Source organism: Neorhizobium sp. NCHU2750, from assembly GCF_003597675.1.
Taxonomy (GTDB): Bacteria; Pseudomonadota; Alphaproteobacteria; order Rhizobiales; family Rhizobiaceae; genus Neorhizobium.
Genome location: NZ_CP030827.1, coordinates 1359649 through 1383483, shown reverse-complemented (window position 1 = coordinate 1383483; position 23835 = coordinate 1359649). Strand labels below are relative to the sequence as shown.

Annotated in this window: 26 protein-coding genes; 17 read left to right on the top strand and 9 right to left on the bottom strand. The window is 61.0% G+C overall.

Annotated features, from left to right (window positions below):
• Positions 1-321, top strand: coding sequence for a DUF1294 domain-containing protein (locus NCHU2750_RS06725; protein WP_119939742.1), 321 nt, complete (start codon positions 1-3; stop codon positions 319-321).
• On the opposite strand, the gene NCHU2750_RS06720 is transcribed toward NCHU2750_RS06725, so the two are convergent.
• Positions 318-827 carry a GNAT family N-acetyltransferase gene (locus tag NCHU2750_RS06720; protein WP_119939741.1) on the bottom strand — a complete coding sequence of 170 codons (510 nt, stop codon included), beginning with the start codon at positions 825-827 and terminating at the stop codon, positions 318-320. The two genes, NCHU2750_RS06725 and NCHU2750_RS06720, sit on opposite strands and share 4 nt — an antisense overlap.
• Before the next feature lie 267 nt (positions 828-1094).
• On the opposite strand from NCHU2750_RS06720, the gene NCHU2750_RS06715 reads away from it, so the two are divergent.
• The 3 genes from NCHU2750_RS06715 (at position 1095) to NCHU2750_RS06705 (ending at position 4330) form a co-directional block, all read left to right on the top strand.
• Positions 1095-3524, top strand: coding sequence for a membrane-bound PQQ-dependent dehydrogenase, glucose/quinate/shikimate family (locus NCHU2750_RS06715; RefSeq protein ID WP_119939740.1), 2430 nt, complete (start codon positions 1095-1097; stop codon positions 3522-3524).
• A gap of 168 nt (positions 3525-3692) precedes the next feature.
• Positions 3693-3878, top strand: a complete 186-nt coding sequence (locus NCHU2750_RS31290; protein ID WP_119939739.1) for a type II toxin-antitoxin system HicA family toxin — start codon at positions 3693-3695, stop codon at positions 3876-3878.
• Between the two features lie 62 nt (positions 3879-3940).
• Positions 3941-4330: a type II toxin-antitoxin system HicB family antitoxin gene (locus NCHU2750_RS06705; RefSeq protein ID WP_162939523.1), complete on the top strand. Its 390-nt coding sequence runs from the start codon at positions 3941-3943 to the stop codon at positions 4328-4330.
• 132 nt (positions 4331-4462) lie between these two features.
• On the opposite strand, the gene gatA is transcribed toward NCHU2750_RS06705, so the two are convergent.
• On the bottom strand, positions 4463-5944 hold the full coding sequence (gatA, locus tag NCHU2750_RS06700) for an Asp-tRNA(Asn)/Glu-tRNA(Gln) amidotransferase subunit GatA (protein WP_119939737.1): 1482 nt from the start codon (positions 5942-5944) through the stop codon (positions 4463-4465).
• Between the two features lie 58 nt (positions 5945-6002).
• Complete coding sequence (gene gatC / locus NCHU2750_RS06695) at positions 6003-6290, bottom strand: Asp-tRNA(Asn)/Glu-tRNA(Gln) amidotransferase subunit GatC (protein ID WP_119939736.1); 288 nt, start codon at positions 6288-6290, stop codon at positions 6003-6005.
• Positions 6291-6561: 271 nt separating this feature from the next.
• Between gatC and NCHU2750_RS06690 the strand changes: the two genes are divergently transcribed.
• On the top strand, positions 6562-7368 hold the full coding sequence (locus tag NCHU2750_RS06690) for a M48 family metallopeptidase (RefSeq protein WP_119939735.1): 807 nt from the start codon (positions 6562-6564) through the stop codon (positions 7366-7368).
• 87 nt (positions 7369-7455) lie between these two features.
• Here the strand turns inward: NCHU2750_RS06690 and NCHU2750_RS06685 are convergent, their stop codons facing one another.
• Positions 7456-8166: a metal-dependent hydrolase gene (locus NCHU2750_RS06685; RefSeq protein WP_119939734.1), complete on the bottom strand. Its 711-nt coding sequence runs from the start codon at positions 8164-8166 to the stop codon at positions 7456-7458.
• 459 nt (positions 8167-8625) lie between these two features.
• On the opposite strand from NCHU2750_RS06685, the gene NCHU2750_RS06680 reads away from it, so the two are divergent.
• Together NCHU2750_RS06680 and ruvX are read left to right on the top strand one after the other, a co-directional pair.
• Complete coding sequence (locus NCHU2750_RS06680) at positions 8626-8931, top strand: alkylphosphonate utilization protein (protein ID WP_119939733.1); 306 nt, start codon at positions 8626-8628, stop codon at positions 8929-8931.
• A gap of 52 nt (positions 8932-8983) precedes the next feature.
• On the top strand, positions 8984-9478 hold the full coding sequence (gene ruvX / locus NCHU2750_RS06675) for a Holliday junction resolvase RuvX (RefSeq protein ID WP_119939732.1): 495 nt from the start codon (positions 8984-8986) through the stop codon (positions 9476-9478).
• Here the strand turns inward: ruvX and NCHU2750_RS06670 are convergent.
• From NCHU2750_RS06670 to NCHU2750_RS06660, 3 genes are all read right to left on the bottom strand, one after another.
• A complete protein-coding gene (locus NCHU2750_RS06670; protein WP_119939731.1) occupies positions 9415-9747 on the bottom strand; it encodes a DUF6105 family protein in 333 nt (110 codons plus the stop codon). The genes ruvX and NCHU2750_RS06670 overlap by 64 nt on opposite strands.
• On the bottom strand, positions 9744-9887 hold the full coding sequence (locus NCHU2750_RS06665) for a hypothetical protein (protein ID WP_245480352.1): 144 nt from the start codon (positions 9885-9887) through the stop codon (positions 9744-9746). The genes NCHU2750_RS06670 and NCHU2750_RS06665 overlap by 4 nt, the downstream gene beginning before the upstream one ends.
• A gap of 159 nt (positions 9888-10046) precedes the next feature.
• Positions 10047-10685 carry a TetR/AcrR family transcriptional regulator gene (locus NCHU2750_RS06660; RefSeq protein ID WP_119943061.1) on the bottom strand — a complete coding sequence of 213 codons (639 nt, stop codon included), beginning with the start codon at positions 10683-10685 and terminating at the stop codon, positions 10047-10049.
• 233 nt (positions 10686-10918) lie between these two features.
• Between NCHU2750_RS06660 and NCHU2750_RS06655 the strand changes: the two genes are divergently transcribed.
• A complete protein-coding gene (locus NCHU2750_RS06655) occupies positions 10919-11854 on the top strand; it encodes an AEC family transporter (protein ID WP_119939729.1) in 936 nt (311 codons plus the stop codon).
• Here the strand turns inward: NCHU2750_RS06655 and NCHU2750_RS06650 are convergent.
• Positions 11836-13488 carry an acyl-CoA dehydrogenase family protein gene (locus tag NCHU2750_RS06650; RefSeq protein WP_119939728.1) on the bottom strand — a complete coding sequence of 551 codons (1653 nt, stop codon included), beginning with the start codon at positions 13486-13488 and terminating at the stop codon, positions 11836-11838. The two genes, NCHU2750_RS06655 and NCHU2750_RS06650, sit on opposite strands and share 19 nt — an antisense overlap.
• 180 nt (positions 13489-13668) lie before the next feature.
• On the opposite strand from NCHU2750_RS06650, the gene NCHU2750_RS06645 reads away from it, so the two are divergent.
• The 8 genes from NCHU2750_RS06645 to dprA all read left to right on the top strand — a co-directional run bounded on the left by NCHU2750_RS06645 (position 13669) and on the right by dprA (position 20686).
• Positions 13669-13923 carry a type II toxin-antitoxin system VapB family antitoxin gene (locus NCHU2750_RS06645; RefSeq protein WP_119943059.1) on the top strand — a complete coding sequence of 85 codons (255 nt, stop codon included), beginning with the start codon at positions 13669-13671 and terminating at the stop codon, positions 13921-13923.
• On the top strand, positions 13923-14315 hold the full coding sequence (locus tag NCHU2750_RS06640) for a type II toxin-antitoxin system VapC family toxin (RefSeq protein WP_119939727.1): 393 nt from the start codon (positions 13923-13925) through the stop codon (positions 14313-14315). Before NCHU2750_RS06645 ends, NCHU2750_RS06640 begins: the two co-directional genes overlap by 1 nt.
• Positions 14316-14438: 123 nt before the next feature.
• Positions 14439-15377, top strand: a complete 939-nt coding sequence (locus NCHU2750_RS06635; protein WP_119939726.1) for an aspartate carbamoyltransferase catalytic subunit — start codon at positions 14439-14441, stop codon at positions 15375-15377.
• On the top strand, positions 15374-16678 hold the full coding sequence (locus tag NCHU2750_RS06630; RefSeq protein WP_119939725.1) for a dihydroorotase: 1305 nt from the start codon (positions 15374-15376) through the stop codon (positions 16676-16678). The genes NCHU2750_RS06635 and NCHU2750_RS06630 overlap by 4 nt, the downstream gene beginning before the upstream one ends.
• A 227-nt stretch (positions 16679-16905) precedes the next feature.
• Entirely contained in the window at positions 16906-17523 is a 618-nt protein-coding gene (plsY, locus tag NCHU2750_RS06625; RefSeq protein ID WP_119943057.1) for a glycerol-3-phosphate 1-O-acyltransferase PlsY, read from the top strand.
• A 146-nt stretch (positions 17524-17669) separates the two neighbouring features.
• On the top strand, positions 17670-18596 hold the full coding sequence (locus NCHU2750_RS06620; protein WP_205583879.1) for an extracellular solute-binding protein: 927 nt from the start codon (positions 17670-17672) through the stop codon (positions 18594-18596).
• Entirely contained in the window at positions 18580-19413 is an 834-nt protein-coding gene (locus NCHU2750_RS06615; RefSeq protein ID WP_205583878.1) for an ABC transporter permease subunit, read from the top strand. The genes NCHU2750_RS06620 and NCHU2750_RS06615 overlap by 17 nt, the downstream gene beginning before the upstream one ends.
• Positions 19414-19537: 124 nt before the next feature.
• Positions 19538-20686 (top strand): DNA-processing protein DprA, encoded by a 1149-nt coding sequence (dprA, locus tag NCHU2750_RS06610; protein ID WP_119939724.1) that lies wholly within the window; start codon positions 19538-19540, stop codon positions 20684-20686.
• Here the strand turns inward: dprA and NCHU2750_RS06605 are convergent.
• A complete protein-coding gene (locus tag NCHU2750_RS06605; RefSeq protein ID WP_119939723.1) occupies positions 20612-20866 on the bottom strand; it encodes a hypothetical protein in 255 nt (84 codons plus the stop codon). The genes dprA and NCHU2750_RS06605 overlap by 75 nt on opposite strands.
• Before the next feature lie 239 nt (positions 20867-21105).
• On the opposite strand from NCHU2750_RS06605, the gene topA reads away from it, so the two are divergent.
• Positions 21106-23802, top strand: a complete 2697-nt coding sequence (gene topA, locus NCHU2750_RS06600) for a type I DNA topoisomerase (RefSeq protein WP_119939722.1) — start codon at positions 21106-21108, stop codon at positions 23800-23802.
• Positions 23803-23835: the final 33 nt, after the last annotated feature.

The following is a 23835-nucleotide window of genomic DNA, read 5'->3' as shown; positions in this document are numbered from 1 at the left end:
ATGACGATAGAGACCATCCTGCTGCTTATCCTGCTGGCGACCCTCTACAACATGTTCGTCTACGGGGTTTACTGGTGGGACAAGCAGGCCGCCCGTAACGGCGAATGGCGCGTGCAGGAAAGGACATTGCTGCTCCTCGCCCTTGCCGGTGGAGGAGCCGGGGCGCTCGTTGCACAGAGACTGCTGCGTCACAAGACACGCAAGCAACGCTTTCCCGTGCTGCTGCCGCTGTTTCTCGGACTACAGATCCTCGCGCTGATTGTCGCGATCGTGGCGCCCGATACGGCGCTCGCACTCATCAGACATCTGCTCGACGGCTAGAATTCCCGCCCATAATCCTCGGAGGGCTTTTCCACCAGTTGCTTGGAGAGGCCGACGGACTGGACATCGCGATCGATCTTGGGCGAATAGGCAACCGACAGCCAGTGAATGACATAGCCGTGCCTTTCGAAGAAGCCGATCGCTTCGTTGTTCTGGGCGTGAGTTTCAAGCCGCGCCTTCTCGAACCCCTGGTGGACGATCTCTGCCTCGACATCCGCCAAGAGCAGCTTGCCGAACCCCTGCCCCTGATATTCCGGATCGATCCAGAAATCGGAGATCACCTCATCGAGATGTTCGCGCGCGGCCCAGCCGGTGATCGAGCCGAAATGCTCGACCACGGTGATCGTCAGCCAGGAAGAGCGGGTGAAGTTGACGAAGGCGTCGCGGGCACTGGTGCGCATATCCGCCATCTCACCGATGGTCTCCATCGCCTTCTCCCAGGCACGGAAACCGATCTCGGCTAAAACGTCCACATCGTCTTCACGCGCATTACGGGTGCTGGCCATGTTTTCCCCTGTCGTCCAGGCAATAGAACATCGTGTCCAAGGTTTGGCCAGAGGCAATTGATCCGTTCGCGCATAACGCTTGACGAATCCACTTTTGCTTGTGTGAAACGTTATAAAAATTGATAAAGTGCATCTCAACACAACTTTACAAGCATTGTGTCCAAGATTTCGCAGGACTACGACCCTACGCATATGCTGCGACGCCTCGCCGCATACCATCCTTATTGAAGCCGTATTTCCTCAAATCGACAGAAGGAGAACATCCCGATGATGTCTCGTATCGGGGGGATTATCACCGCACTGCTCGGCCTTGCTATTCTCTTCTATGGAGCAAAGCTGGCCCTGGCAGGCGGTTCCCCGTTTTATGTAATCATGGGCCTCGGCCTCGCTGTGTCCGGCATATTGCTGATCATGCGACGCCAGTCGGGCCTCTGGGTCTATGCCCTGACCCTTGCCATCACGTTCATCTGGACGCTTTACGAAGTCGGCTTCGACAAGTGGCAATGGATTCCGCGCGGCGCATTGCTGGTGTTCCTCGGCATCCTGCTCAGCCTGCCCTTTGTCACCAACAGCCTCGTCAACCGGCCGCAGAAGCCTTGGGCGTTCCGCCTCGGCAACGGCGTTTTCGTGCTGCGCGCGGTTGTCGCCATCATCGTGGTTCTCGGTGTCGTCGCCTGGTTCTACGATCCGCTGTCGATCACCGGAAAGCTGGAAAAGACGGCATCAGCCGATGCAAACACCGACCCGAGCGGCGTCGCCTATCCCGCCGATGACTGGACCGCCTATGGCGGCAGCAATCTCGGCCAGCGCTATTCGGCGCTGAAGGATATCAACACCGGCAACGTCAAGGGCCTCAAGGTCGCTTGGGAGCACCATACCGGCGACCTGCGCAAGGCCGACCAGGACTCCTCCGAATACACGTTCGAGGCCACCCCGATCAAAGTCGATGGCGGGCTCTATTTCTGCACCCCGCACAACGTCATCCAGTCGCTCGAGCCGGAAACCGGCAAGCTTCGCTGGTCCTTCGACCCGATGATGAAGCGCGACCCCTACTATCAGCACCAGACCTGCCGCGGCGTTTCCTATAACGACTCGGCCGCCTATGCTGCCCCGGCAGACAGCACGCCGGACCAGCAGGCCGCGGAAGCCGCAGCGGTTGCCGAATGCCCGCGCCGCATCCTCGCCACCACCGTCGATGCCCGCCTGTTTGCGCTCAACGCCGATACCGGCGCGCTGTGCAAGACCTTCGGCACGGACGGCTATGTCGACCTGATGGACGGCATGCTCAATACCAATCGCGCCACCTACCAGGAAACCTCCTCCCCGCTGGTGACCAAGGACCTCGTCATCCTCGGCAGCGCGATCGCCGACAACTATTACGAAAACAATCCGTCTGGCGTCGTGCGTGCCTTCGACGTGCGCACCGGCAAGGTCGTCTGGAAATTCGATACGGCCAAGCCCACCGAGACGGCGCCGCTGGCACCGGGCGAGCACTACGAATCCAACTCGGTCGTCGCCTGGACGGAATTTGCCGCCGACGAAAAGCTGGGTCTCGCCTATATCCCGTTCGGCAATGCATCTCCCGACCAGGTCGGCGTCTCGCGCACGCCGGAGCAGGAAGCCTTCGTCGATGCGCTGGTTGCGCTCGACCTGAAGACCGGGCAGATGAAGTGGAAGTTCCAGACCTCGCATCACGATCTCTGGGACCGCGACAACCCTTCGCAGCCGGTTCTCCTGAACCTGCCGAAGGATGGCGTCGATACGCCGGCGATCATCATCCCGACGAAGATCGGCAATCTGTGGGTGCTCGACCGCACCAACGGCAAGCCCATCCTGCCCGTTCACGACGTGCCGGTGAGGACCAATACCGACATTGCCGGCGAAAAGCTTTCGCCGACGCAGCCGATGTCTTCGCTGAGCTTCACACCGGCACCGCTGCGCGAGGCCGACATGTGGGGGGCAACGCCTTTCGAACAGATGGCATGCCGCACGACCTACAGCCAGAACCGCTATGACGGCAATCCGTGGACGCCGCCGACCATGACCGGTTCGCTCGTATGGCCGGGCAATATCGGTGTGTTCAACTGGGGCTCGGTCGCCGTCGATCCGGTCAACAAATGGCTGATCGGCACGCCGCAATATCTGGCCTATCTCTACAAGCTCTATCCGCGTCCTGCGGGCCAGCTCGACAAGCGGATCTTCGGCGGAGACAATTCCGGCGGTGAATCGAAGCCCGGCAACGAAAACCTCGGCGGTCCCTACGCCGTGTCGATCGACCATTTCCAGTCGGCGCTCGGTGCTCCCTGCAATGCGCCGGCCTGGGGCGTTCGCGTCGGCGTCGACCTGACGACCGGCAAGACCGCCTGGAAATATCGCAACGGCACGGTTGCCGGCCAGAAGTTCGCCGGCTTCAAGTTCCCGATCCCGTTCGAAATGGGCATGCTCGCCCATGGCGGCACGCTGACCACCGCTGGCGGCGTCGCCTATACGGCTGCCGCCCTTGACGACGCGATCCGCGGCTATGACATGCAGACCGGCGAAGTCCTGTGGAAGATGGCGCTGCCGGCCGGTGGCCAGGCAACGCCGATGACCTATCGCGGCAAGGACGGCAAGCAATATATCGTCGTCGCCGCCGGCGGCCACGGCTCGCTCGGCACCACGCCCGGCGACAGCGTGATCGCCTATACGCTGAACTGAGCGGACAGGCTCAAGTTCGAGACAAAGAAAACGCGTCGGGAAACCGGCGCGTTTTTGTTTGTCAATTTATGTACCACCCAATGAGGCCCGCGCTCGAGCCACCGCTTTCAGCAATTGCTTGCACCTGGCGCCAAGAATGTGCAAATATATGCACGATCTGGAGGCGTCATGGAGACAAACACAGCCAAAGTCATAAAGCGACTTAAATCCGATGGCTGGGTCTTCGATCGGCACGGATCTGCCCATGATATCTACCGTCACCCGGAAAAGGGTTTTGTGCAGATACCACGCCACCGTGAACTGAGCCCCGGCGTTGCGGGATCAATTGCTAGGAAAGCGGGATGGAGTGCCTAAGCCGACTTTCCATCATCTCCTTAAGGCAGCGCCAAAACAGAAATCTTGCAGGATCGAAAACCATGACTCTTAGATATCCAGCCTTTATCGACGGAGAAAAAGGCGCTTATGGCGTCGTTTTTCCGGATATTGATGGCGTAGTTGCGATGGGCAAAACGGTAGATGAGGCGCTTCTCAATGCCGAGGAAGCATTGCGTGACTATGCGCTGGAAACCGAGCGAGAGAACGCGTCGCTGGCTGAGCCGAGTGCGCTTGAGAACGTTATCGTGCCGGCGGGCAGCACATTAACGACAGTTCCACTTATTCGTTTGTCAGGCAAATCTGTTCGGGCAAATATGATGCTCGATGCCGATGTGCTGAATTTCATAGATTCGGAAGCGGCTCGCCGCAAGATGACACGAACCAGCTATGTGAGCTGGATGACGCGCCGCGTGGCACAGATGGGTGGCTGAAGCGAAGTCGCCTACAGTTCTGGAGCCGCTTTAGTCGATCACTCCAGACATCGCTGGATTTCCAGCCCTTCGAACCGACTTCGCCGACCACGTTGTGATCGGCGACAGTCATTTTTCGAATTTCCAGCCCAATTACCACCACTTGGCCGGCGTGAACTTGCCGGCGGCCTGTTCGATGACATGGGCGGTGCGGAAGAGTGTTTCTTCCTCGAACGGCTTGCCGATCAGCTGCAGGCCGAGCGGCAGGCCCTTCTTGTCGAGGCCGGCCGGAACGGCAATGCCCGGCAGGCCGGCCATGTTGACCGTCACGGTGAAGATGTCGTTCAAATACATGGCGACCGGATCGGCGGCGAGGTTCTCGTCGGCGATGCCGAAGGCCGAAGACGGGGTTGCCGGCGTCAGGATGGCGTCGACGCCTGCATGGAAGGCGAGTTCGAAATCGCGCTTGATCAGCGTGCGGACCTTCTGGGCCTGCAGGTAATAGGCGTCGTAGTAACCGGCCGAGAGAACATAGGTGCCGATCATGATGCGGCGCTTGACCTCGGTGCCGAAGCCGGCGGCGCGGGTCTTTTCGTACATGTCAACGATATCCTTGCCGTCGACGCGCAGGCCGTAGCGGACGCCGTCATAACGGGCAAGGTTGGACGAGGCTTCGGCCGGAGCGACAATGTAATAGGCCGGCAGGGCATATTTCGTGTGCGGCAGGGTGATGTCGACGATCTCGGCACCGGCATCTTTCAGGAAAGCGATCCCCTGCTGCCAGAGCGCCTCGATCTCGTCCGGCATGCCGTCGACACGATATTCCTTCGGAATGCCGATCTTCATGCCCTTGACCGACTGACCAAGCGCTGCCTCGTAATCCGGGATCGGCAGATCGACGGAGGTCGCGTCCTTCTTGTCGACGGAGGCCATCGACTTCAGCATGATCGCAGCATCGCGCACGTCGCGGGCAATCGGGCCTGCCTGGTCGAGGGAGGATGCGAAGGCGACGGTACCCCAGCGCGAGCAGCGGCCATAGGTCGGCTTGATGCCGACGGTGCCGGTGAAGGCTGCCGGCTGGCGGATCGAGCCGCCGGTGTCGGTGGCGGTGGCGCCGGCGCAGAGATGGGCGGCAACGGCTGCGGCCGAACCACCGGAAGAACCGCCGGGAACGAGCTGCTGGTTGGAGCCTTCAGCCTTCCACGGGTTGATGACCGGGCCATAGAACGAGGTCTCGTTCGACGAACCCATCGCAAACTCGTCCATGTTGAGCTTGCCGAGCATGACGGCGCCATCGTCCCAGAGGTTCTGGGTGACGGTCGATTCGTATTTCGGCTTGAAGCCGTCGAGAATATGGGAGCAGGCCTGGGTGTGGACACCTTCGGTGGCAAACAGGTCCTTGATGCCGAGCGGAATGCCTTCCAGCTCGCCGACCTTGCCGGATGCGCGGCGTTCGTCGGAAGCCTTTGCCATTTCCATCGCCTTTTCCGGCGTCACGGTGACATAGGCATTGAACGTGCCGTTGAAGGCTTCGATCGCGTCGACATAGGCCTTGGTCAGCTCGACCGAGGTGATTTCCTTGGTGCCAAGCTTCTCGCGGGCTTCGGCAATGGTGAGGCTGGTGAGTTCGGTCATGGTCTCTTCAAAACTGTTCGAATGCGTGGAGAAGATCGGAAGCGGCTTGAAAAGCGGCTTATTCGACGACCTTCGGCACCAGGAAGAAATTGCGGTCGGTGACAGGAGCGTTGGCGACGATATCCTCGGCCTTGTCACCGTCGGTGACGGCGTCCTGGCGCTTGCGCATGTCCATCGGCGTGACCGAGGTCATCGGCTCGACGCCGGTCACATCAACCTCGGAAAGCTGCTCGACGAAATTGATGATGCCATTCAGCTCGCCCACCATGCGATTGGCGTCGTCTTCGGTGACGGCAATACGGGCAAGGCGCGCGACGCGCTTTACGGTGGCGAGATCGACGGACATGGCTCAACTCCGGGCAATAAAAATCCCCTTCGCTATAATGGCCATGCCCGCCCTTCGCAACTGCCTAAGCCGCACGCAACATCGCAAATCACGCGCATACGCAGCCTCCCCGACGCGACACCGCATGCTGAGGGAGAATGTCGGCCGAACATTCTTTCGAGCGGACCGTCTCGCAGGCTGTGGAATTCGCCGTTGTTCACTCGATCAAGGGTTGATTAAACCGTCCCCGACAGAATACCTGAATAAAAAACTCATATAAAAGGAATGTTTTATGGATTTCAGGATTTCGAAGGTCCGTCACCCGAAGGAAAAGCTCTATGGCACGGTGATGTTGGTGATCGGCACGCTGGTCTGGGCAGCTGCCATCATCGCACTTGTCGCCTTTGCGATGATGCACAGCCTGGCGATCATCGCCATGATTGTCCTCTATATCGCCATCCTGTGGTTCATCAGCTTTGTGGGGCGGGCCCTCGTTCGCGCCTATATGATCGGCCACTATGTCATGGTCGGCGAACAGCAGTTCCCGCACCTGCACAAGATGGTCGCAGAAGGTGCTGCGGCGCTCGGCATGAAGGAAGCCCCCCAGGCCTTCGTCTACAATTCCAGCGGCGTGATGAATGCCATGGCACTGACGCTTGTCGGTCGCACGCGCTATATCTGGCTTACGTCCCAACTGATCGATGCGGACAATGACGATCAAATCAGGTTCGTCATTGGTCACGAACTCGGCCACCATGCCGCCGGCCATCTGGGAACAGCGGTGAACCTGTTGCATCTGCCGGCCTATATCGTGCCCTTCCTCGCAGCGGCCTATTCGCGAGGCCGGGAACTGACATGTGACCGTGTCGGCTTCATCGTTTGCCGCAATCTGCAGGCCTCGCGCACTGCGTTGCAAATGCTGGCTTGCGGCAGCGCCAAGCTCAACGCGCAAATGAACCCGACGGCCTTCGAGGCGCAGGAGCATAAGGTGCCGTCGATCGCCGGCTTCGTGCTCCACATTTTCTCGCTCTATCCGAGGCTGACACGCCGCGTGGAAGCCGTTGGGCAGTTCGCAGGCAAACTGCCGCCGAAAGCCTGACAAGCTTCAGGCTGCCCAGGCCGGATCAATCCCAGGCCGAATCAAGCCATGCCGGTCCAGCCGGCATGGCTCTTTTTATGTTTGCTATCAGAAGCTGAGCGTCACGCCGACTGCGGGTGCATCTACCCGGGTGCGGCTGCCGTCCATGCCCTTGACGAATTTTTCCGGTGTCTGGTCGATGATCGGGAAGGTGCCGTAATGGCAGGGGATGGCGTGCTTGAAATCGAAGAAGCGCTGGCAGGCAAGAGCCGCCACCGCACCGCCCATGGTGAAGCGATCGCCGACCGGGACGAGGCCGATATCGGGCTGATGCAATTCGTTGATCAGGCCCATGTCGGTGAAGATGTCGGTATCGCCCATGTGAAGGACCGACATTTCATCGTCGAAATGCAGCATCAGGCCATTGGCCGAACCGAGTGAATGGGCGACGCCCATCTCGTCCACCTGGCCGGAGGAATGCAGCGCCTGGGTGAAGGTCGCGGTGAAGCCGTCAAAGCCGACGGTACCGCCGGTATTGCCCATCTCGATCTTTTCGACGCCCTTGGTGCCAAGCCAGGAGCCCAGATCGGCATTGGCGAGGACAACGGCGCCCTTTTCCTTTGCGATCGCAGCGGTATCGCCGACGTGGTCGGCATGACCGTGGGTGAGAAGGATGTGGGTGACGCCCTCGGTGACATCCTTGATGTTCAGGCCGGCATCGGCGAAGGGCTGGTTATAGCTCAGAAACGGATCGATCAGGATCTTTGCCTTTGCGGTCTCGAGACGGAACGCGGCATGGCCGAGCCAGGTGATCTTCATGGGAGAACGTCCTCCAATACAGGGGAATGAGGGGGAACACATCAAATCGAAATTTGATAAATAGGAGAGGTCGAAACGGACGTTTCGACGCGACGAAAGGAGGTGAGACGATTGAAAATCCGGGTTACGGTGACTGTGAAGTTCTTGGGTTGCAGCCTTAGCTTCATATTCCGCCGTTAACAGCACGGGGGTCGGGCGAAAGCCCGGCTCCCACCGGAAGGAAGGTCGTCTCACCTCCTCATTCAACAATAGCATGGCAGCCGTCGATTTCAAATGTCCGGCGAGAGGCGTTTCGATGGACGCGGGCCGTGCTGCCGTTGCCGGAGCATGCGCGCTACCCAAGGTAGCCGGCAGCAGTTGCAAGCACCTCGGCCGTGAGATAAGCGACCGTCAGCGATTGCCGGCTCTCTTGCGAGCCATATCGGCAATGGATCGATTTTTCATGACGAAGGAAGCAACATGGCTGGCGGCGACGACGACTATATCTATGACGAGGCAAGCGGCGAATGGCTTCCAGCCTCCGAAATGGCAGCCAAGGCCGCCGCGGCTTCGGCCGTCAAAGACTCGGCCGGCAACGTGCTTGCCGATGGCGATGCCGTGACGCTGATCAAGGACCTGAAGGTCAAGGGCGCCGGCCAGACGCTGAAGCAGGGCACCGTCATCCGCTCGATCCGCCTCACCGACAATCCGGAAGAGATCGACTGCCGGCATGAGACGATCAAGGGGCTGGTTCTGCGCACAGAGTTCGTGCGCAAGAAGAACTGATACCGGGACGTTGACGAGGCGCAAGCATTGAAGACGCGGGAATATTGAAGACATGGCGACATTGACCATCGAGGAACTGGCCGAGCAACTTCAGCCGAACCAGGCGATTGCCGGGCTCGACCTCGGCACCAAGACGATCGGGCTTGCCATGTCGGATCTCGGCCGCCGTTTCGCGAGCCCCAGGTCGGTGATCAAGCGGGTGAAATTCACCCAGGATGCGGAAGTGCTGCTGGCATTCGCCGAAAGAGAAAAAGTGTCGGCCTTCGTCATCGGCCTGCCGATGAACATGGACGGTTCTGCCGGTCCCCGCGTTCAGGCGACGCGCGCCTTCGTGCGTTCGATGGCAGATAAGACCGCCCTGCCCTTCATCTTCTGGGACGAACGATTGTCGACGGTCGCGGCCGAGCGGGCTTTGCTTGAAATGGATGTGTCCCGCGCCAAGCGGGCCGAACGGATCGATTCGGCCGCAGCAAGCTTCATTCTTCAGGGAGCGCTCGACAGGCTCTTGTCGCTGCGGACCTCCGCCACGGGGGCACGGGACGCCTGACGGCGGTGCCACCAGGCAGCGATCGCCTTGCGCTTGCGATAGGCGACGATCAAGAAGACGACCAGGCTGTCGAAGGCCATGGCGCGGGCGACAAGCGGCGGGATGGTTTCCGGCGGAATGCCGAGAATGTGGCCATAGATTTGGAACACGAGATCATGCGTGTGGCGGGTCAGCATGAAGAAGCCGAAGCTCATATCGTAATAGGACAGACCATACCAACTGGTCAGCAGGGCAACCGGACCTGCCCAGAGTATCAAGAACCACTTCATGCGGCCTTACCTTCCAGCTCTGCCAGGTCCATGTCCATCGAGACAAACCATCTCGACAGCGCCATCAGGCTCAACACCACCGCAGGAACCGTGATATCGAGCGCCAGTGCCGCAAATGCGCCCGTCAGGAGCAAAAGCAAGACCCGTCCTCTGATGAATGTTACCACACCCGGCATTTGTCTTAGTAAACCTGGTTAACAATTCATTAACCAACCTAAAGGCGCGCCAGTTCAGCGCAACGGAAACCATTCGTTATGGTTAATTTCCGCCGCCCTGCTGTGGACAAGTAAAGGGGTGGATCAGCCGTAGATGGCGCGAACGAGGCGGCGCACGGACGTCGCCACCTTTTCCCAGTCCTTTTCCGTCTTCAACGGAACGCCGGCAAACTGGCCGCTGACGGCCGCCGAGATGACGAGATGCTGGATCGAGGCGAAGAGAAGCGCATTGGTGGTGGCCGTATCGACGCCCTTCGGCAGCGTGAGCGAACCGCGCATCCGGTCCAGCCATTTGCCGAGCGCCTTCATGCGCGATTCAGACAGGCGGCGGACCTGCGGCGTATCCTGCGAGACTTCCCAGGCGACGATCTTGCAGACCAGCGGGTCGTCCCTCAGCGCTTCCATGAAATACATGGAGAGCTTTTCCATCAGGTCGCCATAGGTCAGGATGAACATGCCGCCGGTATCCTGCGGGATCTTGTCATTGACCCAGCTGCCGAGCTCTTCGCCGATTGCATCGATCAATCCGTCGAGGCCGCCGAAATAGCGATAGATCAACTGCTTGTCGCAACCGGCGCGACGAGCGACCGCGTTGATGCCGAAGCCCTGGAAGCCCTGCTCGGCGAGGAGACTGCGCGCGGCCGTGAAGATCGCCTTCTCGGTGCTTGCCCGATTGCGCGGCCGTGCAGGCGTGCCGTCCTTCGCCATAGCGTCGGGCGTCATAGCGTTGGGCGTCATTGCGTCGGGAACTTGCAGCATTCGTCGCCGGTCTCCAGAAAATCCGTCGTTGTCGGATAAGCCGACCGAAGATCAGCGGCAAGCGCCTTGCGACATGATGCACAGAATTGCAGATTGCTTTCCCGTACTTTCCATGCACATTGACCACTTTCAGCCCCTTGTGAGCCGACTGGACAAAAGACGGTTCCCTCCCCATCCAGATTTACTTCGATTGCACCATGCTGACCATCTTCGAAAGCATCCTGCCCGTTTTCCTTCTCGTGCTTCTCGGTATCGGCCTCAAGCGGACTTCCGTGATCAACCCGCATTTCTGGGAGGGCATGGAACAGTGCAGCTACTACGTGCTGTTTCCCGCACTTCTGTTCGAGACGATGGCCAAGGCGGATTTTTCCGATGCCAGCAGCGTGCATCTCAGCCTGATCGCGATCGTCGCCTTCGTCACCATGTCGCTCGTGGTGCTGGCATCCTGGCCGGTGCTGAAGCGCGGCAGCATGACGCCATCGACGTTTACCTCGCTCTACCAGACCTCGACGCGCTGGAACGGTTTCATGGCGCTCGCCATTGCCGCAAAGACCTATGACGCGCATGGCCTCGTCGTCGTCGGCATGGTGATGGCGGCGGTGATCGTGCCGGTCAATGCCGGCAGCATTGCCGTGCTTGCCGTGTTTTCCGGGCAGAAGCGCGATTATGGTGCAATCGCCCTTCGCATTCTCAGCAATCCGATGATCATTGCCACGATCCTCGGCATCGGCATCAACCTGATCGGCATTCCCGTCTACAGGCCGGTGATGGCGACAGTCGACCTTCTGTCGCAGGCCTCGCTCAGCATGGGCCTGATCACGGTGGGCGCCGGCCTGAAGGTCGCCGACGCGCTGAAGCCCAGTATCGGCGTTCTGTCGGCCGTGGTGATGAAGCTCGTCGTCTTTCCGGTGCTCGCCATCGGGGTCGGCATGGCGGTCGGGCTGACCGGCACCAATCTCGCGCTTCTGGCGCTGAGTGCTGCCGTACCGACGGCGATGAACGGCTATGTTCTTGCCAAGCAGATGGGGGGCGACGCCGAGTTTTACGCCGCCGCCGCCACGGTGCAGACGGCGTTTGCCTTCATCACCATTCCGATCGCCATGTATCTGGCAGCCTATGTCGCCGGCGGATAAAGCAGGTCGACGATATAGCTCGCATCGAAGCGGGCATCGAGCATGCCGTAGGTCGAGCGCCAGCCGCCGGCGAGCCGCGTTTCGAGATAGGCATCGGCGATCTTGCCGGCACCGAGACGGGCAAGTTCCGCGGCACCGGCGGCAAGTGCCAGTTGCTCGACGAGAAGACGGGCAGCCCCCTCGTCCCGCTCGCAAAGCGCCATGGCAGCCCGCAGCACCTCGACCGTCTTGCGGCCCGAAGCGCCGAGATCGCGCTCGAAGCCGGCAAGCACCAGATCGAAGAGATCGCGGCCGCGCTGCAGGACACGCAGCACATCGAGCGCCATGACATTGCCCGAGCCTTCCCATATCGCGTTGACCGGCGCTTCCCGGTAGTGACGGGCGATCGGGCGTTCCTCGACATAGCCGTTGCCGCCGAGGCATTCCATCGCCTCGTAGATCAGCGACGGGGCGATCTTGCAGTTCCAGTATTTGACGACCGGCGTCATGACGCGGGCAAAGGCGGCATCGGCCGGATTGCCGGCGGCGCGGTCGAAGGCTTCGGCCAGACGGAAACCGAGCGCGGTGGCGGCTGCCACATCGAGCGCCATGTCGGCGAGCACACGGGTCATCAGCGGCTGATCGACGAGCTTCTTGCCGAAGACGCTGCGGCCACGCGTGTGATGGACCGCTTCGGCGAGCGAGGCGCGCATCATGCCGGCGGAGGCGATGGCGCAATCGAGCCTGGTCAGGGTGACCATGTCGAGAATGGTGCGGATGCCGGCGCCCGGATCGCCCAGCAGGTAGCCGAAAGCGTCGGAAAACTCGACTTCGGCCGAGGCATTCGAGCGGTTGCCGAGCTTGTCCTTCAGCCGCTGGAACTGCAGGCCGTTGGCGGAGCCATCCTCAAGCAGGCGCGGCACGAGGAAGCAGCTGATATCGTTGCCGGTCTTGGCCAGCATGACGAAGCCGTCGCTCATCGGCGCCGACATGAACCATTTGTGGCCGGACAGGCGATAGATGCCCTCGCCGACGCGTTCGGCCGTCGAGCGGTTGGCACGCACATCGGTGCCGCCCTGCTTTTCGGTCATGCCCATGCCGAGCGTGACCGCCGACTTCTGCATGGCCGGGCGATTGGTCGAATCGTACTTGCGCGACAGGATCTTCGGCGCCCATTCCTTCTGCACCCTGGGCGAGGCCATCAGCGCGGCAACCGAGGCGCTGGTCATGGTCAGCGGGCACAGATGCCCGGTTTCCAATTGCGCCGTCAGATAGAATCGCGTGGCGCGGACCTTGTGTTCGCTGCCCTTGGCTTCCGGGATGTTGTCCCAGATCGAGGAATGCAGCCCGGTCTGCATCGAGCGGCGCATCAGCGCGTGCCAGGCCGGGTGGAACTCGGTGACGTCGAGACGCTCGCCGCGCGGACCATGGGTCTTCAGCTTCGGCGGGCTTTCATTGGCCATGCGCGCCAGTTCCTGCGCTTCCGGCGACGTCACATAGCGGCCGAGTTGGTCATATTCCTCGCGGATCGTGCGATTGAGGCCACCCGTCAGATCGACCAGAAGCGGATCGGAGCGATAGGCATTGATGCCGGACCAGGGCGCAGGCTGGTTCAGTTCGGCAAATTTTTCTTCGGCGCGGGTCAACTCGTTCATATGTCCGCTTCTAGCGGAAGTTAACGGGAGTGGGAACGGCGCCACTTGAGGAATTCAGTCGTTCTCAACAAAAGGTCGCGGGGCCAGGATCGATCCGCCTCGGCGATCCTTGCAACATCTTCCAGGCACGCCCACAACTTGGTAGAATATAGCCAATCAGGCAGAATGGATCCCAACCGCATGGCACTCAGCATCAAGGACGGCGAGACGGAACGATTGGCGCGTGCCCTTGCTGAACGCACCGGTGAAACAATCACTGTCGCCACGCGTCGGGCGCTTGAGGAGCGTTTGCGCCGCATGGGATCCGATGCCGGCAAGGCCGCGTTGCTGGAAGACATGGCAGCCAGCCGCGGGCGGTGGAGCCGGATGCCCGTTCTCGACACTCGCGGCGATGACGAGATCATCGGCTATGACGATGATGGATTGCCGAACTGATGGTGATCGATACATCCGCCATCGTTGCAATCGCCCTCAACGAACCGGAAGCACCGACCTTTGAGCAGTGCATTGCAGATGATCCTGTCCGCCTGATCTCCGCCGCGACCTGGCTGGAGGTTGCTATCGTTATCGAAACACGCCTCGGCGCGGCCGGTGGCAGTGAACTGGACCTATGGCTGCACAAGATCGGTGCCGAGATCATCGCGGTTGACGCAAGCCTTGCAGATCAGGCTCGCAGGGCTTGGCGCCGCTATGGCAAGGGGCGCCATCCAGCGGCATTGAACTATGGCGACTGCTTTTCCTACGCGCTGGCGATGCTCACCGGCGAGCGGCTTCTCTACAAGGGCAATGATTTCTCGAAGACGGATATACAGCCGGCCCTACGGTAAGGCGGTTCCAAGCCGCGGTGACGGTGATATGATGACGAACAAGACGTAGACAACCCGAACATCGGCTTGCAGCCTCCGCCCGCACGGCCTATAGACCGCCGAACGCAAGCGGAGACACGATCCATGGTCTTCTTCCCCCACCGCCACCTCCTCGGCATCAAGGGTCTTACCGAACAGGACATCACCTATCTTCTCGACAAGGCCGACGAGGCCGTGAAGATTTCCCGGCAACGGGAGAAAAAGACGTCCACCCTACGCGGCCTGACGCAAATCAACCTCTTCTTCGAAGCCTCGACCAGGACCCAGTCCTCGTTCGAACTCGCCGGAAAACGGCTTGGCGCCGACGTGATGAACATGTCGGTCGGCAATTCCTCGGTGAAGAAGGGCGAAACGCTGATCGACACGGCGATGACGCTGAACGCCATGCGCCCCGACGTGCTGGTGCTGCGTCACTCCTCTGCCGGTGCGGCCGCGCTGCTCGCCCAGAAGGTGGCCTGCTCGGTGGTCAATGCCGGCGATGGCCAGCATGAACATCCGACACAGGCTCTGCTCGACGCGCTGACGATCCGCCGCGCCAAGGGCAAGCTTTCGCGCATCATCGTGGCGATCTGCGGCGACGTGCTGCATTCGCGCGTGGCGCGCTCCAACATCCTGCTGCTCAACGCCATGGGTGCGCGGGTGCGGGTCGTCGCGCCCTCGACGCTGCTTCCATCCGGCATCCGCGACATGGGTGTCGAAGTCTTCCAGTCGATGGAAGAGGGCCTCAAGGATGCCGACGTGGTGATGATGCTGCGCCTGCAGCGCGAACGCATGGCCGGCGCCTTCGTGCCTTCGGTGCGCGAATATTTCCACTTCTACGGCCTCGACGCGGAAAAGCTGAAGGCCGCCAAGGACGATGCGCTCGTCATGCATCCGGGCCCGATGAACCGCGGTGTCGAGATCGCCTCGGAAGTCGCAGACGGTCCGCAGAGCGTCATCGAGAGCCAGGTCGAAATGGGTGTCGCAGTGCGCATGGCGGTGATGGAGACACTTCTCACCTCTAACCAGGGAGAGTGGGCATGACGTCGAACCCGTCAAACAGCGCCGTTCTCAAAAATGTCCGCATCATCGATCCGTCGCGCAATCTCGATGAGGTCGGCACGATCGTCATCGGCGAAGACGGTCGCATCCTCGCTTCGGGCAAGGATGCGCAGAACCAGGGCGTGCCGGCCGGTGCCGTCGTTCGCGACTGCAAGGGTCTGGTTGCGACACCGGGCCTTGTCGATGCCCGCGTCTATGTCGGTGAACCTGGTGCGGAACACACCGAGACGATCGAATCGGCAAGCCGCGCTGCGGCCGCCGGCGGCGTCACCTCCTTCATCATGATGCCCGATACGGCACCTGTCATCGACGACATCGCGCTCGTCGAATTCGTCCACAAGACCGCCCGAGACAAGGCCGTCGTCAACGTTCATGCGGCCGCCGCCCTGACCAAGGGCCTCGATGGCAAGGAAATGACCGAATTCGGCCTGCTGCAGGAGGCCGGCGCGGTGGCCTTCACCAATGGCCGTCACGGCCTTTCCGATACGCTGCTGCTGCGCCGGGCGATGACCTATGCGCGGGAATTCGACGCGGTCATCTCGCTCGAACTGAAAGAGAAATATCTCGGCAACGGGGTGATGAACGAGGGCCTGTTCGCCTCGTGGCTCGGCCTCTCTGGCGTACCGAAGGAAGCCGAACTCATTCCGCTGGAGCGGGACCTGAGGATCGCGGCACTGACCAAGGCGAAATACCATGCGGCCAAGATTTCGGTGCCGGAATCGGTGGAAGCCATGAAGGTTGCCCGCGCGCGCGGCGCCAACGCCACCTGCGCGATCTCGATCAACCATCTGTCGCTCAACGAAAACGACATCGGCGAATACCGCACCTTCTTCAAGCTGTCGCCGCCACTGCGCTCAGAAGACGACCGCAGTGCCATGGTCGATGCGCTTGCCGACGGTTCGATCGACATCATCGTCTCCTCGCATGATCCGCAGGACGTCGATACCAAGCGGCTCCCCTTCGCCGACGCCGCAGATGGCGCGATCGGGCTCGAAACCATGCTTTCGGCCGCCCTTCGCCTTTATCACGACGGCCGCGTGCCGCTGATGCGGCTGATCGATGCTATGTCGACCAGGCCAGCGCAGATCTTCGGTCTCGACGCCGGCACGCTGAAACCCGGCGCCAAGGCCGACATTACCCTGATCGACCTCGATCATCCGTGGCTGGTGTCGAAGGATCAGATCGTGTCGCGCTCGAAGAATACGCCTTTCGACGAGGCACGCTTCTTCGGCCGGGCCGTAGCCACTTACGTGGCCGGCAAATGCGTGCATAATCTCGGGTGACGTGAACCGCATGCCCCTCTCCTGAAAAATCTAGCACTTAGCCCGCTGGGCTAAGGCGCTGATTTTTCTTCCTCTCCCGCAAGGGGAGAGGTAGTGTCGCGGCGACGCCTCCTCCCATCTCTCCCCTTGCGGGAGAGAATGCGATTTCAACATCTTAGCCGGAGGCTAAGTGTTAGAAATCGCAAGAGAGGGGCTTATTGGGGCAACTCGCAAGAATGGGCGACCAAATGACCGAACTCCTTACCTGGCAGATCACCCTGCCGATCGCGGCCGGCGCGCTGATCCTGGGCTATCTGCTCGGCTCGATCCCGTTCGGTCTCCTCCTCACCCGCATGGCCGGGCTCGGCGATATCCGCTCGATCGGTTCGGGCAATATCGGCGCGACGAATGTGCTACGCACCGGCAACAAGAAGATAGCAGCGGCGACACTTCTGCTCGATGCTCTCAAGGCAACCGCTGCGGCACTGATCGGCTTGTATGCATTCGGGCCGGAAGCAGGCCTGCTTGCCGGCTTTGCAGCCTTTCTCGGCCATCTCTATCCGGTCTGGCTGGGCTTCAAGGGCGGCAAGGGTGTTGCCACCTATATTGGTATGCTGCTCGGCGTGGCGCCATGGATGGTGCTGGTGTTTGCCGTCGTGTGGCTCTCGGCCGCCAAGATCAGCAAATACTCGTCGCTTTCGGCACTGCTTGCGACCGTCGTGGTGCCGATCGTCCTGTGGTTCATCCACGAGCCGAAGATCGCTCTTGTCATGGCCATCATGACCGTGATCTCCTGGATCAAGCACAAGGCCAATATCCAGAGACTGCTTGCCGGTACCGAGAGCAGGATCGGCCAGAAAGGCTAACGGCGTGCCCCTTGGCGGGGAGCAGGCAGAGCGCAAAATCATCTCACGAAAACGTGACGGCGGCACTTGACTTGGCATGTTCGCAAGCCGGGTGCATTGGTCTAACCATCGAGATATTCGATTGAATATAACGAAGGACTTTCAACGTGTTCAGACAGTTCAAGACGCTCGCCCTCGCCTCGGCGCTGCTATCGGGTGCCTCCATGGCCGATGCCGCCAATCTCAACGTCACCTATGCCGGCTCGATGGGCGTCGTCATGGACAAGGCGCTCGGCCCGGCTTTCGCCAAGGCAAATGATGTCACCTATCAGGGCCAGGGCCGTGGTGCCTATGCAATGGCCAAGCTGATCGCCTCCAAACAGGTGCCGGCCGACGTCTTCGTCTCGATCACGCCCGGCCCGATGGATGTGCTGAAGAAAGCCGGTCTCATCGATACGGCCGTTCCGGTCGCCAGCACCAGCATGGTGATCGCTTATAATCCGAAGGGTAAATATGGCGAGGCCTTCAAGGCCGCCGCCGCCAACACGGCCGGCGCCGAACCTTGGTGGAAGATCCTTGAGACACCGGAGCTGAAATTCGGCCGCACCGACCCGATCGGTGACCCGCAGGGACAGAACATCATCTTCACTATGCTTCTGGCCGAGAAATACTACAAGCAGCCGAAGCTTGAAGAGACCGCGCTCGGCGAAGTGCTCAACACCAAGCAGGTATTCATGGAAGGCAACATGCTGGCGCGGCTCGAAGCCGGGCAGATCGATGCCTCGTCGGGCTACAAGAGCGCCGTCATCTCGGCCAAGCTGCCCTATGTGGAACTGCCGGACGAGATCAATCTCAGCAATCCGCAGGATTCGGCCAAGTGGTACGATACGGTCAGCTTCGACGTGAAGGGCGCCGATGGCAAGCAACAGACCTTGAAGCCCGAGCCGCTGGTCTTCTATGCTGCCGTGCTGAAGAATGCTCCGAACCCGGAGACCGCCAAGAAGTTCGTCGACTTCATGAACAGCGCCGAGGGACAGAAGCTGTTTGCCGACAACGGCTATGACCAACCGAAGGGCGATGGCCTCTATCACTGATCCGATAAAGCAGGAATTGCGGGCGGGCATGGTCCGGCCGGGCGCATCACGCGCCCGGCGCGTACCATCGATGCCCGCCCTTCCCTTCTTCATACTTCCGGCCTGCCTGCTCTGCGTGCTGCCCTTCGCGGTGCTTTTGTGGCAGACTGGCTGGAGCGATTTCCATTTCGCCTATGGCGACGGCGACGCTGTCGAAGTGTCGATGTCGCTCGGGCTGATCTCGATCATCCTCATCTTTCTACTCGGAACGCCGGTTGCGCTCTGGCTCGCACGCACGCGCTCGCGGCTGAAGCCGCTGGTCGAACTTGCCGTGCTTGCCGTGCTCCTGACGCCGCCACTCGGTATGGGCATCGTGCTTCTGTCGGTCTACGGCCCCTATGCGACGGTCGGCTCGCTGCTCGGCCGGATCGGGCTGGAACTCAACAACAATGCCGGGGCCTTCATCCTGTCGCAGGTCTATGGCGGCATCGCCTATTTCATCATGGCGGCATCGGCAGCCTTCGAAGGCGTTCCGGTGGATGCCGAGGAAGCTGCCATGGTTCTGGGTGCGCGCGGTTTCCAGATATTCCGGCTGGTGACGCTGCCGCTTGCCGCACGCGGACTTGCCGCCGGGCTGATCGTCGCATGGGTACGGGTGATCGGCGAATTCGGCATCGTCACCATCTTCGCCTATTTCCCTCAGGGCATTCCGGTAAAACTCTACGTCAACCTGCAGAACGACGGCATAGATCAGGTCTATGCACTGCTCTGGCTCATGCTCGCGGTGACGCTGCCGCTACCGCTGGCCGGGCTTGCCCTGCTTAAACGCAGGAATTGATTTCACCCACAAAGCGCCACTTGCGGTCGCATGCCGAAACCACGATAGTCTGCCCGGTTTCAACAATTCAGCTTCGGGGCGAGACGATCGTCACCTGCCCCTTGCCGCGCGGAATTCATGTCGAATGTCAGTCGATAGGGTTACAGGCAAGAGTGGCATCAGGCTCAGCGACCGGCAGCGGATCGCATGGTTGAGGCTGATCCGTTCGGACAATGTCGGACCGGCGACCTTCCGGCAGTTGATCAATCACTACGGCTCGGCGGACGGCGCGCTTGCCATGCTGCCGGAGCTTTCCCAGCGCGGCGGCGCGACGCGTGCGCTGCGCATCGCCAGCGTCGCCGATGCAGAACGGGAACTGGACGCGGCACGCAGGTTCGGCGCCACCTTTGTCGGCATCGGCGAACCGGATTATCCGCCGGCCCTTCGGCATATCGAAGGCGCCCCGCCGTTGATTGCGATGAAGGGAGATCTTTCCAGCGCCACCCGCCCGTCGCTCGGCATTGTTGGCTCGCGCAATGCCTCTGTCGTCGGCGCCAAGTTTGCGGCGATGATCGCCCGGCGCTGTGGTGAGGCCGGCTATGTCATCACCTCGGGCCTTGCCCGCGGCATCGATACGGCAGCGCATCGGGCAAGTGTGGAGACCGGAACGATCGCGGTTCTGGCCGGCGGGCTGGACCAGCCCTACCCGCCCGAGAATCTCGGTCTCTTGGACGAGATCACCAGCGGCGCCGGGCTTGCGATCAGCGAGATGCCATTCGGCTGGGAGCCGCGGGCGCGGGATTTTCCGCGGCGCAACCGGCTGATCGCCGGCATCTCGCTCGGCGTCGTGGTGGTCGAGGCGGCGGAGCGTTCCGGCTCGCTGATCACGGCGCGGATGGCGTCGGATTTCGGCCGCATCGTATTCGCCGTGCCGGGCTCGCCGCTCGATCCGCGCTGCCACGGCACGAATGGCCTGCTCAAACAGGGTGCCGTGGTGACAACCGGGCCGCAGGACGTGCTCGATACGCTCGCCCCCTTGTCGCAGCTTGATCTCTTCGATCCGCCGGTGATCGACGAGCCGGACAAGCCGATGGGCACGATGCTGCCGCCGGATGACGACGAGCGCCACCTCATCGTCTCGGCACTCGGGCCGAGCCCCGCCGACATAGACGACATCATTCGCCATACCGGCGTCGCCGCCTCGATCGTCTATCTGGTGCTACTCGAACTGGATCTTGCCGGACGGCTCCACCGTCATGCCGGCGGGCTCGTCTCCCTTGCGCCGGATGAATGACGGGGGTCGCGTACCCGACTGGATGTCGCCCGCCTCCACATAGGCCATCTCGACGAGATAGCAGAGCATGTCCGCTCCCTCGCGATAGGCGATCTGGCGCAGTTCGCCCAGCATCTGGCGGATGTATGCGATATTCTCGACCGAATGCCCCTCGCGGAGCCCACTCAAATGAATTGACATGCCCCATCCCCTTCATCGTCAATCAGTGAAATTATCTTCACTAAAGCGATTACGATGGACTTTATTGCAAATATTTATGATTGCAAGTCAGATCACAACACCCCTCGATTGCACTTCCTGAAGTGCGGTAATTTCACTTAGGCCCTTGACCGGAGGACAAACGCCCTCCATGTCGGGAAGTCAAAATTCCGCCTGGACCGACAAGCGCTCCGGGCCTCGCTCTATTGCAGAGAACCAAGATGAATGTTGTCGTTGTAGAATCTCCAGCCAAAGCCAAGACGATCAATAAGTATCTGGGCTCGGGTTATAAGGTTCTCGCCTCCTTTGGCCACGTCCGCGATCTTCCCGCAAAGGACGGCTCCGTGCTTCCCGACCAGGACTTCGAAATGTCCTGGGAGGTCGACAGCGCCTCGCAGAAACGCATGAAGGACATTGCCGACGCGGTGAAGAATTCCGACGGCCTGTTTCTCGCGACCGACCCTGATCGCGAGGGTGAAGCGATTTCCTGGCATGTGCTCGACCTGTTGAAGAAGAAGCGCGTCATCGGCGACAAGCCGGTCAAGCGCGTCGTGTTCAACGCGATCACCAAGAAGGCCGTGCTCGACGCGATGGCCGCCCCCCGCGATATCGACGTGCCGCTGGTCGACGCCTATCTGGCGCGCCGGGCGCTCGACTATCTGGTCGGCTTCAACCTTTCGCCGGTCCTGTGGCGCAAGCTGCCGGGCGCACGCTCTGCCGGCCGCGTTCAGTCGGTGGCGCTGCGCCTCGTCTGCGACCGCGAAAACGAGATCGAGCGCTTCGTCTCGGAAGAATACTGGAATCTCTCGGCTCTCCTGAAGACGCCGCGCGGCGACGAGTTCGAAGCCAAGCTGGTCCAGGCCGATGGCAAGCGCCTTGCGCCGCGCGGCATCAAGACCGGCGACGATGCAAACCGCCTGAAGACATTGCTCGAAGGCGCTTCCTATGTGGTGGAAAGCGTCGAGGCAAAGCCGGTCAAACGCAATCCCGGCCCGCCCTTCACGACGTCGACGCTGCAGCAGGCAGCCTCGTCGAATATCGGCTTCAACGCCTCGCGCACCATGCAGGTGGCGCAGAAGCTCTATGAAGGTGTCGATATCGGCGGCGAGACAGTCGGCCTGATCACCTATATGCGTACCGACGGCGTGCAGATGGCGCCGGAAGCGATCGACGCGGCACGCGCCGCCATCGTCAGCCAGTTCGGCAATCGCTACCTGCCGGAAAAGCCGCGTTTCTATTCGACCAAGGCGAAGAACGCCCAGGAAGCCCACGAAGCGATCCGCCCGACCGACTTCAACCGTACACCGGACCAGGTCAGGAAGTTCCTCGACGCCGACCAGGCGCGTCTCTACGAGCTGATCTGGAAGCGCGGCATCGCCAGCCAGATGGCGTCGGCCGAGATGGAACGCACGACGGTCGAGATCCTTGCCGCCAACGGCTCCGACCGCGCCGGCCTTCGCGCCGTCGGCTCCGTCATCCGGTTCGACGGCTTCCTCGGCGCCTATATGGATCGCCGCGACGAGGATGAAAAATCCGAGGACGACGACGAGGATGGCCGCCTGCCGGAGATCAATGCGCGCGAAAAGCTCGACAAGAGCAAGGTCAATGCCAGCCAGCATTTCACCGAGCCGCCGCCGCGCTATTCGGAAGCATCGCTGATCAAGAAGATGGAAGAGCTCGGCATCGGCCGTCCTTCCACTTATGCGGCAACGCTGAAGACGCTGTCTGACCGCGAATATGTGATCACCGAGAAGCGCAAGCTGATCCCGCATTCGAAGGGACGCCTCGTGACGGCCTTCCTCGAAAGCTTCTTCACCAAATATGTGGAATACGATTTCACTGCGGATCTGGAAGAGAAGCTCGACAAGATTTCGGCCGGCGAACTGGACTGGAAACAGGTCCTGCGCGACTTCTGGCAGGATTTCTTCGCCCAGATCGAAGACACCAAGGAACTGCGTGTCACCAATGTTCTGGATGCGCTCAACGAGGCATTGGCACCGTTGGTCTTCCCCAAGCGCGAAGACGGTTCCGACCCGCGGATCTGCCAGGTCTGCGGCACCGGACACCTGTCGCTCAAGCTCGGCAAGTATGGCGCCTTCGTCGGCTGCTCGAACTATCCGGAATGCAATTTCACCCGTCAGCTGTCGTCGGAAGGCAACGAGGCCGAAGCATCCGGCCTCAACGAGCCGAAGGCGCTGGGCGCCGATCCACATACGGGCGAGGAACTGACGCTGCGGTCCGGCCGTTTCGGACCCTATATCCAGCGCGGCGAAGGCAAGGAGGCCAAGCGCTCGTCGCTGCCCAAGGGCTGGAAGCCGGAGGATATCGACCACGAGAAGGCGCTGGCGCTGATCAACCTGCCGCGCGACGTGGGACAGAACCCGGAAACCGGCAAGATGATCTCGGCCGGTCTTGGCCGCTACGGGCCGTTCCTACTGCATGACGGCACCTATGCAAACCTGGAGAGCATCGAAGACGTGTTTTCGATCGGCCTCAACCGTGCGGTGACCGTGCTGGCCGAAAAGGCCGCCAAGGGTCCGGGCGGTCGTGGCCGCGGCACACCGGCGGCCTTGAAGGAACTCGGCGATCATCCGGATGGCGGTTCTGTCACCGTGCGCGACGGCCGCTATGGTCCCTATGTCAACTGGGGCAAGATCAACGCCACCCTGCCGAAGGGCATGGATCCTCAGTCGGTGACGATGGAACAGGCGATGGCGCTGATCATCGAAAAGGGCGGCAAGCAGCCGGCAGCAAAATCCAAGGCAAAGCCGAAGAAGGCTGCCGCCAAGGCTGATGGCGAGACCACGGCCTCGGCCCCGAAGAAAGCTGCGGCGAAGAAGGCTGCTTCAAGCAAGGCTGGGGCCAAGAAGGCACCGGCGAAGAAGGCCGCAACAAGCGCGAAGAAGACGGATACGTGAGCGAAGAGCAGGACGACGACATCAGATCGCATC

Bases quoted from the DNA above. Each gene is read 5' to 3' on its own strand.
- NCHU2750_RS06725 (WP_119939742.1), top strand. From the start codon at position 1: ATGACGATAGAGACCATCCTGCTGCTTATCCTGCTGGCGACCCTCTAC.
- NCHU2750_RS06720 (WP_119939741.1), bottom strand. From the start codon at position 827: ATGGCCAGCACCCGTAATGCGCGTGAAGACGATGTGGACGTTTTAGCC.
- NCHU2750_RS06715 (WP_119939740.1), top strand. From the start codon at position 1,095: ATGATGTCTCGTATCGGGGGGATTATCACCGCACTGCTCGGCCTTGCT.
- NCHU2750_RS31290 (WP_119939739.1), top strand. From the start codon at position 3,693: ATGGAGACAAACACAGCCAAAGTCATAAAGCGACTTAAATCCGATGGC.
- NCHU2750_RS06705 (WP_162939523.1), top strand. From the start codon at position 3,941: ATGACTCTTAGATATCCAGCCTTTATCGACGGAGAAAAAGGCGCTTAT.
- gatA (WP_119939737.1), bottom strand. From the start codon at position 5,944: ATGACCGAACTCACCAGCCTCACCATTGCCGAAGCCCGCGAGAAGCTT.
- gatC (WP_119939736.1), bottom strand. From the start codon at position 6,290: ATGTCCGTCGATCTCGCCACCGTAAAGCGCGTCGCGCGCCTTGCCCGT.
- NCHU2750_RS06690 (WP_119939735.1), top strand. From the start codon at position 6,562: ATGGATTTCAGGATTTCGAAGGTCCGTCACCCGAAGGAAAAGCTCTAT.
- NCHU2750_RS06685 (WP_119939734.1), bottom strand. From the start codon at position 8,166: ATGAAGATCACCTGGCTCGGCCATGCCGCGTTCCGTCTCGAGACCGCA.
- NCHU2750_RS06680 (WP_119939733.1), top strand. From the start codon at position 8,626: ATGGCTGGCGGCGACGACGACTATATCTATGACGAGGCAAGCGGCGAA.
- ruvX (WP_119939732.1), top strand. From the start codon at position 8,984: ATGGCGACATTGACCATCGAGGAACTGGCCGAGCAACTTCAGCCGAAC.
- NCHU2750_RS06670 (WP_119939731.1), bottom strand. From the start codon at position 9,747: ATGAAGTGGTTCTTGATACTCTGGGCAGGTCCGGTTGCCCTGCTGACC.
- NCHU2750_RS06660 (WP_119943061.1), bottom strand. From the start codon at position 10,685: ATGACGCCCGACGCTATGGCGAAGGACGGCACGCCTGCACGGCCGCGC.
- NCHU2750_RS06655 (WP_119939729.1), top strand. From the start codon at position 10,919: ATGCTGACCATCTTCGAAAGCATCCTGCCCGTTTTCCTTCTCGTGCTT.
- NCHU2750_RS06650 (WP_119939728.1), bottom strand. From the start codon at position 13,488: ATGAACGAGTTGACCCGCGCCGAAGAAAAATTTGCCGAACTGAACCAG.
- NCHU2750_RS06645 (WP_119943059.1), top strand. From the start codon at position 13,669: ATGGCACTCAGCATCAAGGACGGCGAGACGGAACGATTGGCGCGTGCC.
- NCHU2750_RS06640 (WP_119939727.1), top strand. From the start codon at position 13,923: ATGGTGATCGATACATCCGCCATCGTTGCAATCGCCCTCAACGAACCG.
- NCHU2750_RS06635 (WP_119939726.1), top strand. From the start codon at position 14,439: ATGGTCTTCTTCCCCCACCGCCACCTCCTCGGCATCAAGGGTCTTACC.
- NCHU2750_RS06630 (WP_119939725.1), top strand. From the start codon at position 15,374: ATGACGTCGAACCCGTCAAACAGCGCCGTTCTCAAAAATGTCCGCATC.
- plsY (WP_119943057.1), top strand. From the start codon at position 16,906: ATGACCGAACTCCTTACCTGGCAGATCACCCTGCCGATCGCGGCCGGC.
- NCHU2750_RS06615 (WP_205583878.1), top strand. From the start codon at position 18,580: ATGGCCTCTATCACTGATCCGATAAAGCAGGAATTGCGGGCGGGCATG.
- dprA (WP_119939724.1), top strand. From the start codon at position 19,538: ATGTCAGTCGATAGGGTTACAGGCAAGAGTGGCATCAGGCTCAGCGAC.
- NCHU2750_RS06605 (WP_119939723.1), bottom strand. From the start codon at position 20,866: ATGTCAATTCATTTGAGTGGGCTCCGCGAGGGGCATTCGGTCGAGAAT.
- topA (WP_119939722.1), top strand. From the start codon at position 21,106: ATGAATGTTGTCGTTGTAGAATCTCCAGCCAAAGCCAAGACGATCAAT.